The sequence below is a fragment of the Gordonia sp. (in: high G+C Gram-positive bacteria) genome (assembly GCF_049647785.1).
Taxonomy (GTDB): domain Bacteria; phylum Actinomycetota; class Actinomycetes; order Mycobacteriales; family Mycobacteriaceae; genus Gordonia.
Window position 1 is genome coordinate 79,505 of record NZ_JBARYI010000041.1, and the last position, 6,910, is coordinate 86,414.

The window sequence follows — 6,910 nt, forward strand, 5'->3', positions numbered from 1 at the left end:
AGAAGACCTCTGACAAGATCTCCCCGGCGCGCTGACCTGTGACAGATGAGGCAGGACGGGCCCAACTGTCGGCCCTGGCCTACGATTCGCGCAAGACGTCCAAAGCGTGCTGCAAGTCTTCGGGATAGTCGGCTTCGAACTCAACGTAACGACCATCGGCGGGGTGAGCGAAACCCAACTTCCGCGCATGTAGCCACTGACGAATCAGTCCGAGCCGTGCCGCCAACTTCGGGTTCGCACCGTACGTCGGGTCCCCACAGCATGGGTGATGCATCGCGGAGAAGTGCACACGAATCTGGTGCGTGCGCCCGGTCTCCAGGTGCACGTCGAGCAACGAGGCCGCAGCAAACATTTCAATGGTGTCGTAGTGCGTAATCGACGGACGCCCATTTGCTGTCACCGCAAACCGCCACTCCCCGCCGGGGTGTCGCCCAATGTCGGCATCAATCGTGCCCGAGAGCGGATCCAAATGCCCCTGCACCAAAGCGTGATACCGCTTGTCGACAGTGCGCTCCTTGAATGCCCGCTTCAGCAGCGTGTAAGCGTGTTCGGAAGCCGCCACGACCATCACGCCCGAAGTGCCAGCGTCGAGCCGGTGGACAATGCCCTGACGCTCGTGTGCGCCCGACGTGGAGATGCGGAACCCGGCAGCCGCAAGTGCCCCGTTCACCGTTGGACCCGTCCACCCCAGCGACGGATGCGCGGCAACCCCGGCCGGCTTGTCGACGACAATGATGTCATCGTCTTGATAGAGGACTTTGAGGTCTTCGACGGGAGTCGGCTCCACCGTGAGCGGTTGCTCGGGTGCGGGCAACGTCACGTCGAGCCAGGTGCCTGCCACGAGTTTGTGCGACTTACCGACGGCGACGCCGTCGACGAAGATGTCACCGGCGTCTGCCAGATTCGCGGCCACCGTGCGCGAAAGGCCGAGCACCCGGGCCACTCCGGCGTCGACGCGCATCCCCTGCAGCCCGTCGGGAACCGGCATTGCCCGTGAATCACGCATTCGCATCTCCATCATTGTTTGCGGAAGTGGTGTCTGCCTCGGAGCCGGTCTCGGCGTCGTCGGGATCGTTTCGTGCCGCCCAGCCGGTACGACTGCCGTCGTAGTCGTAGCCGAGAAGTGTCAGGACCACCAGCAGGATCGCGCCGCAGACGACAGCGGAGTCTGCCATGTTGAACGTCGGCCACCAACTGCCGACCTGAATGAAGTCGACGACGTGGCCGCGAAGCGGTCCCGGATCGCGCAGCATGCGGTCGGTCAGGTTGCCGAGCGCACCGCCCAGGACCAATCCGAGTCCGATTACCCAGCCGAGGGAGCCGAGCCGCTTGGCATAGCGGGCAATCACCACCACAATCGCCAGCGCAACAAACGTCAACACCCAGGTATAGCCCGTGGCCATCGAGAAGGCCGCGCCGCTGTTGCGGATGAGTCGAAACGTAAGGAAGTCACCGATCACCGACACCGTCTGATACGGCTCCATCGTGGCAACGACCAGCACCTTGCTCAGCACATCGATCAGGTAAGCAGCAACAGCCACACCAATCAGGACGGGGATCAACGCGACCCCGCCCCGACGCTTCGACGCTTCGACGCGCGGCGCCTCGGGTTCACTCATATCGTCAATTGTCCACGCTGAGGCCGCCAACGCCGAACTCGCCCGGCGCGGGGACCTCTCTGACGCGCAAACGGACCCACTACTGTGGCTTTCGTGAGCAACGCGTCAGTCTTCGTGCACCGGCCGTCTTCGGCAACTGCGTACACACCGAAATCGGTACGGCGAGCCTTCGGGGTGACGGCCGCCGCCCTCGTTATTGCGGGTGGCATTACCGCCTGTTCCTCGGACGACACCGCAGACGACGGCCCCTGCGCGCCAACCGCCGCCAGTCGGACCGACGGTGCCCGCCCCATTTCGCTGTCGACACCCGAAGTGAAGCTCGTGTCGCCGGGGACCGGTCCCGCGCAAGAACTGGCAGTCGTACCGGCAACCACAGCCCCGCAGAAGGTGACGTTGACAACGTCGTCGTTGGAGGCGAGCATCGCGCCGACCGACCGTGGGTCCGACGCCAACCAGGTGCAGCGGACGCAGCAGCAGTTGGCGACACCGATTACCGCCCGCACGGTCTGCGACGATCCGTCGAGCCTGGAATTCTCCATCGGTTCCCCGACCAGTAAGGACCTTGAGCTCAGTGAACTACTCCCCGAGCTCGACGGTTCGACGGGCGGACTGTCGTACACGGACGGCATGGTGCCGACCCGCCTGCGGTTGAAGCCAACCGATGGATCGCAGTCGCCAGCGCGCAGCGCGCTTGAACAGTCCCTACTGGAGGCACTGAACTATTCGGTTCCGTTGCCAACCTCGCCTGTTGGGGCTGGTGCCACGTGGACGTCGGTCCGTACGGTATCGGCAGCGGCGACCGTCACCCAAACGATGAACGTGACGCTGGCTCGCCGCGACGGCAACGTGGTAACCCTCGATGTGAAAATCGACGAGACCCCGGTGAACTCGATCTTCTCGATCCCCGGCTCGGACGACAAACTGCACATTTCCCGGTTCTCGATGAGTGGCTCGGGCACGCTGACCGTCGACTTGACGAAACGCTTCCCGGTCGCCGGAAGTCTCGCTGTCAAGGGGGGCCGCGAGTTGGTCGGCGATGACGCCAACCGGCCAATCCTGCAGCAGAACGAGTTCACCCTCACCTGGAAGGCGACAAAATAGCGCCCACCCGGCGAGGGTGAAGAGTCTTCAGCGGCGGGTTATCCCGCTGACTTGCTGGTGCTCGGAGCCTTCTTCTTGGTGCTCGAGCCGGTCTCCGCACAAAGTGGCGACTTCACGTCGGCCTGGCTTAGCAGCGGGCAGACGGTCTGCTTCGACAACTTCCAGCGACCGTCGTCGAACACGATGGACGCGTCGATCTTGGTTGGCGGGTTGTTGGGAAGCTTGATCTCAACCTTCACCTTGGCCCGGTTGGGGCCAGCCTTCTGGACCGGACGCTTGATCTGGTAGGTAACGTCCGGGTTGTCCTTCTTGGCCTTCACCAGTTCCTTGAACAGGTCGGGGTCAACCTCGGCACCCTCGACGAGCTGCACCTTGTCTGCCGGCTTGATCGACGGATCGAGCGCTTCCTGCAGCATGTCGTTCAGCGCCGCAACGCTGGGCACCTTCTTCGGGTTCGTCAGCTCGGCCTCGGTGCCGGTCGCCGCGGTTGTCGCGGCCGCACTGCTCGAGGTTGCAGTCGGAACCGGAGGCGTCACTGCATCGTTACCGCCACATGCCGCGGTCGCCGCAACAGCTCCGGCGATTACGGCACCGGTCACGAATTTACGAATCTTCACCGAAAATGTCCTCACATTGGTTAGTACTAAGCGGGCCCCAAGGCCCGAACTCAAACCACTATGCCAAAGTCCCGGCGATGTGCGCAGTTACCTAACTTGCTCTCAGACTCTCTCAGCGTTGTCTCATGTGTCTCGTCAGCACCAAGCGACCTGCGCACATTATTCGGTGCGGGATGGAAGAATTGCCCCCATGAGTACTCGTCAAGTCGTGATGATCACCACTGGCGGCACCGCCGCTTCCCGCACCACCGACGACGGCGCGGTCCCCGTTTTGCATGCTGCGGACCTGCTGCCGGACGTTGCCGGTGACGTGGTGGTGCAGCCCATGGAACTGATGGTGAAAGACTCATCGGCGATGACGGTCCGCGATCAGTTCACGATCGTCGCAGCTATCGCCGAGGCACTGAACGATCCTGCCGTGACCGGAGTGGTGGTGACGCACGGGACTGACACTTTAGAAGAGACTGCTTTTCTCGCCGACGTTTATGCCGCTGACCCGCGGCCTGTCGTGTTCACCGGCGCCCAGTTCCCCGCTGATCACCGTCTCTCCGACGGGCCGGCCAACATTGCCGCGGCCGTCGCGCTGGCCGCCGATGCTGATTCGCGTGGCCGCGGTGTTCTGGTCGCGCTTGGGGGCCGCGTGTTAGGTGCCCGCGGCGCATTTAAGACCTCCACCACCGACCTCATCGCATTCGACACCGTCCATACCAACCTGCCGCGACCACTGGTCTCTGATGTACTACCGGAGGGCCATCCTGCACGTGTAGATCTACTGGCCCTGTATCCCGGAGTCTCTCCCGGCACCATCGCCTCTGCAGTCGCACAACGGGCCGCCGGGATCGTGCTGTCGGCCACCGGATCGGGCAATACTCACCCGGACATCACGGCCGAGGTGAACCTCGCGGTTAACCGCTCGGTGCCGGTGGTGGTATCGACACGCGTGCCCTATGGCGAGGTCCAGCCGACATACGGCGGTGGTGGCGGTGGCGTCGACCTCGCGCGGGCCGGGGCGGTGTTTTCCCCGTGGCTGCGCGCACCGCAGGCACGCATGGCGCTGATCGCCTTGCTCTCGGCAGGTGCCAGCGGCGAGGCCGTAAAGGCCTTCTTCGACGCCTCCGCGCCAGCCTGAACTACGGCTCCGGAGATTCTTCGCCTGTTAGATCCCAGGCGAGGCTGTCCAGTGGGTCAGCCCGGACCAGCGTGGGCTCCGGAAGTCGAAAGGTATGTGCCCGGCCCGGGCCGGTGGCACGTGTTTCAAATCGGACAGTGACGAATCCGTGGCCGCCGCCCTGCACCCACCCGTGACCGTGGTCGGGATGGAAAACATCTGTCCCCGTTGGCCATTGCTGAAGCTTTGCCGGTTCTGGCGACGCGTCGGCGTCGGCCATCGGCGCTGTCTCGTCGAGACCGTCAATTGGTTCTGGTTCCTCGTCGAGTTCGGGAAACAGCGACTCCTGCTGGGTGGTCGACAGCCCCGAGTAGCCAACCCCGACGAGCCGTATCGGGCCGACGACGAGTGGGTCCAGCGTCACCCGGTATGCCGCCGCAGTCAGCGTCTCTAGCTCGGTGGTCGCGGCAGGCAGTGTGATCGATCGGGTCAGAATCGACATGTCCGACCGCCGCAGTTTCACCACGACGGTTCGCGCCCCACGACCGTCATTGAGCAGACGTCGATGGGCATGCGCCGCGGCACCGGCGACTGCGGAACGAAGGTTGGCCATATCGACAATGTCGACGGCGAAGGTCGTCTCGGCACTGATTTGCTTACTCTCGGCACGTTCTGTCACCGGACGCTCGTCGATCCCGCGGGCCAGTCGGTGCAGCGCGGGCCCCACCGTCGCACCGAGAACCGATGTCACTTCGGCTTCGGCGAGCGCCGCCAGTTGCCCAATTGTTTCAATTCCCAGTCGGGCCAACCGATCCCCGGTCACCGGGCCAACTCCCCACAGCTTCCGCACCGGCAGTCCCTGCAGAAAACCGAGCTCAACAGACGGCGAAATCACTTTCACCCCATCGGGTTTCGCCATTCCTGAGGCGATCTTGGCGATCTGTTTGCCCGACCCGAAACCCACCGATGCGGGCAGCCCGGTCTGTTCTCGGATTACCGTCCGGACTCGCTCGGCAAAATCTGCTGCCTCCGCCGCACTCGCCCCGGCCAGTTCGGTTGGTTCGCCGAAGGCCTCATCGAACGAGAGGGTTTCGATGATGGGGATGAACGTTCGCAAGATCCCGAAGACGCGCTGGGACACCACGGAGTACACGCCGCCGCGCGGTGGCACGACCACCGCGGTTCCGCCCACCAGGCGTCGGGCCTGATGCATGGGCATCGCCGACCGCGCACCGTAGACGCGTGATTCGTAGCTGGCACCCGCGACGACGCCACGCCCCCCTGCCCCGCCTACCAGAACCGGTCGGCCCGCGAGCGTTGGGCGAGTCAGTTGCTCCACCGATGCGAAGAAGGCATCCATGTCGATGTGCATCACCCAGCGGGCGCTCCGCTCGGAATCGGTCCCGCTCGCCGCATCGCGACCGCTCGCCGAATTAGCCACGTTTGTGTCGGCACCGATCGAGAACGCGGGGATCAGTGGTCGTGAAGCGTTCGACTTCTTCGCCAGCATCGCAGCGCAATAGTGCGATGACGGCCGAGTCGCTGCGGAGAGAAATGACGTCCCACTGAGCACCGTTGTCTTCCCAGCGCTGAAGTTTTTCGAGGTCATCGACGTCCATGGATCAATTCTATCGCCAGTCCACTGCACGGCGACGTCCCTGTGCCCGTGTTGCCGGTAGCCTGGAGCGCGTGAGTTTTCAGCGCTTTGTCGCCCTGGGCGACTCGTTTACCGAAGGTGTTGGCGATCCGGCCCCGGAGCTACCAAACGGAGTTCGCGGTTGGGCCGACCGCGTCGCTGCCGAACTTAGCCGCCTCGATCCCGCGTCCGAGTATGCGAATTTGGCCATTCGCGGTCGCAAGCTCGGCCCAATCGTCGCTGAGCAGATCGACGCCGCGATTGCTTTGCGACCAGATCTCGTTTCGATCTATGCCGGCGCCAACGATATTTTGCGGCTGAGCGTCGACCTTGATGCGTTGCTGGACGAGTATGACGCCGCGATCGCTCGGTTGACGCAGTCGGGTGCGACCGTCGTGATGTTTACCGCGCACGATCCGGGTGACTGGCCGTTGTTCAGTGCCTTGCGCGGCCGGTTTGCGATCTACAACGAGGGGGTGCGCGGTATCGCCGATCGGCACGGCGCGACGATCGTCGACTTCTGGCGCATCCCCGATTACCGGGATCGGCGGCTGTGGGCCTTCGACCGACTGCATATGTCGTCGATCGGTCATCAGCGGATGGCGATCGCCGTACTTGAGGCACTCGGCATTGACCATGCCCTCACGCCTATGGAGTTGCCTGCCCCAACAACCCCGTCGACCGTCGAGCAGTTGTCAGACAACCTTGCCTGGGCGAGCGGTTTCGCTGCGCCGTGGCTCGGCCGCCGACTGCGGGGAACCTCAAGCGGTGACGGCCTCGCCCCGAGGTACCCGACCCCCACCCCCCTGCCCTGACTTCCCGCATGATG

General features: G+C 63.9%; 8 protein-coding genes. 3 read left to right on the forward strand and 5 right to left on the reverse strand.

The features are described 5' to 3' along the window. Window positions 1-79: 79 nt before the first annotated feature. Complete coding sequence (locus WBA38_RS06520; protein WP_424294386.1) at window positions 80-1,006, reverse strand: RluA family pseudouridine synthase; 927 nt, start codon at window positions 1,004-1,006, stop codon at window positions 80-82. Further along, entirely contained in the window at window positions 999-1,619 is a 621-nt protein-coding gene (lspA, locus tag WBA38_RS06525) for a signal peptidase II (RefSeq protein WP_424294385.1), read from the reverse strand. Before lspA ends, WBA38_RS06520 begins: the two co-directional genes overlap by 8 nt. A 93-nt stretch (window positions 1,620-1,712) precedes the next feature. Between lspA and WBA38_RS06530 the strand changes: the two genes are divergently transcribed. Next, a complete protein-coding gene (locus tag WBA38_RS06530; RefSeq protein ID WP_424322328.1) occupies window positions 1,713-2,720 on the forward strand; it encodes a hypothetical protein in 1,008 nt (335 codons plus the stop codon). A gap of 38 nt (window positions 2,721-2,758) precedes the next feature. Here the strand turns inward: WBA38_RS06530 and WBA38_RS06535 are convergent, their stop codons facing one another. Then, a complete protein-coding gene (locus WBA38_RS06535; RefSeq protein ID WP_424294383.1) occupies window positions 2,759-3,337 on the reverse strand; it encodes a hypothetical protein in 579 nt (192 codons plus the stop codon). Window positions 3,338-3,527: 190 nt separating this feature from the next. Here WBA38_RS06535 and WBA38_RS06540 point away from each other — a divergent pair, with 190 nt between their 5' ends. Next, window positions 3,528-4,466 carry an asparaginase gene (locus WBA38_RS06540; RefSeq protein ID WP_424322329.1) on the forward strand — a complete coding sequence of 313 codons (939 nt, stop codon included), beginning with the start codon at window positions 3,528-3,530 and terminating at the stop codon, window positions 4,464-4,466. Between the two features lies 1 nt (window position 4,467). On the opposite strand, the gene WBA38_RS06545 is transcribed toward WBA38_RS06540, so the two are convergent. Further along, window positions 4,468-5,817, reverse strand: coding sequence for a DNA polymerase IV (locus WBA38_RS06545; RefSeq protein ID WP_424296466.1), 1,350 nt, complete (start codon window positions 5,815-5,817; stop codon window positions 4,468-4,470). 61 nt (window positions 5,818-5,878) lie between these two features. After that, window positions 5,879-6,064: a hypothetical protein gene (locus WBA38_RS06550; RefSeq protein WP_424296462.1), complete on the reverse strand. Its 186-nt coding sequence runs from the start codon at window positions 6,062-6,064 to the stop codon at window positions 5,879-5,881. Between the two features lie 70 nt (window positions 6,065-6,134). Here WBA38_RS06550 and WBA38_RS06555 point away from each other — a divergent pair, with 70 nt between their 5' ends. After that, a complete protein-coding gene (locus tag WBA38_RS06555) occupies window positions 6,135-6,896 on the forward strand; it encodes an SGNH/GDSL hydrolase family protein (RefSeq protein WP_424322330.1) in 762 nt (253 codons plus the stop codon). The last annotated feature ends 14 nt before the right edge of the window (window positions 6,897-6,910 follow it).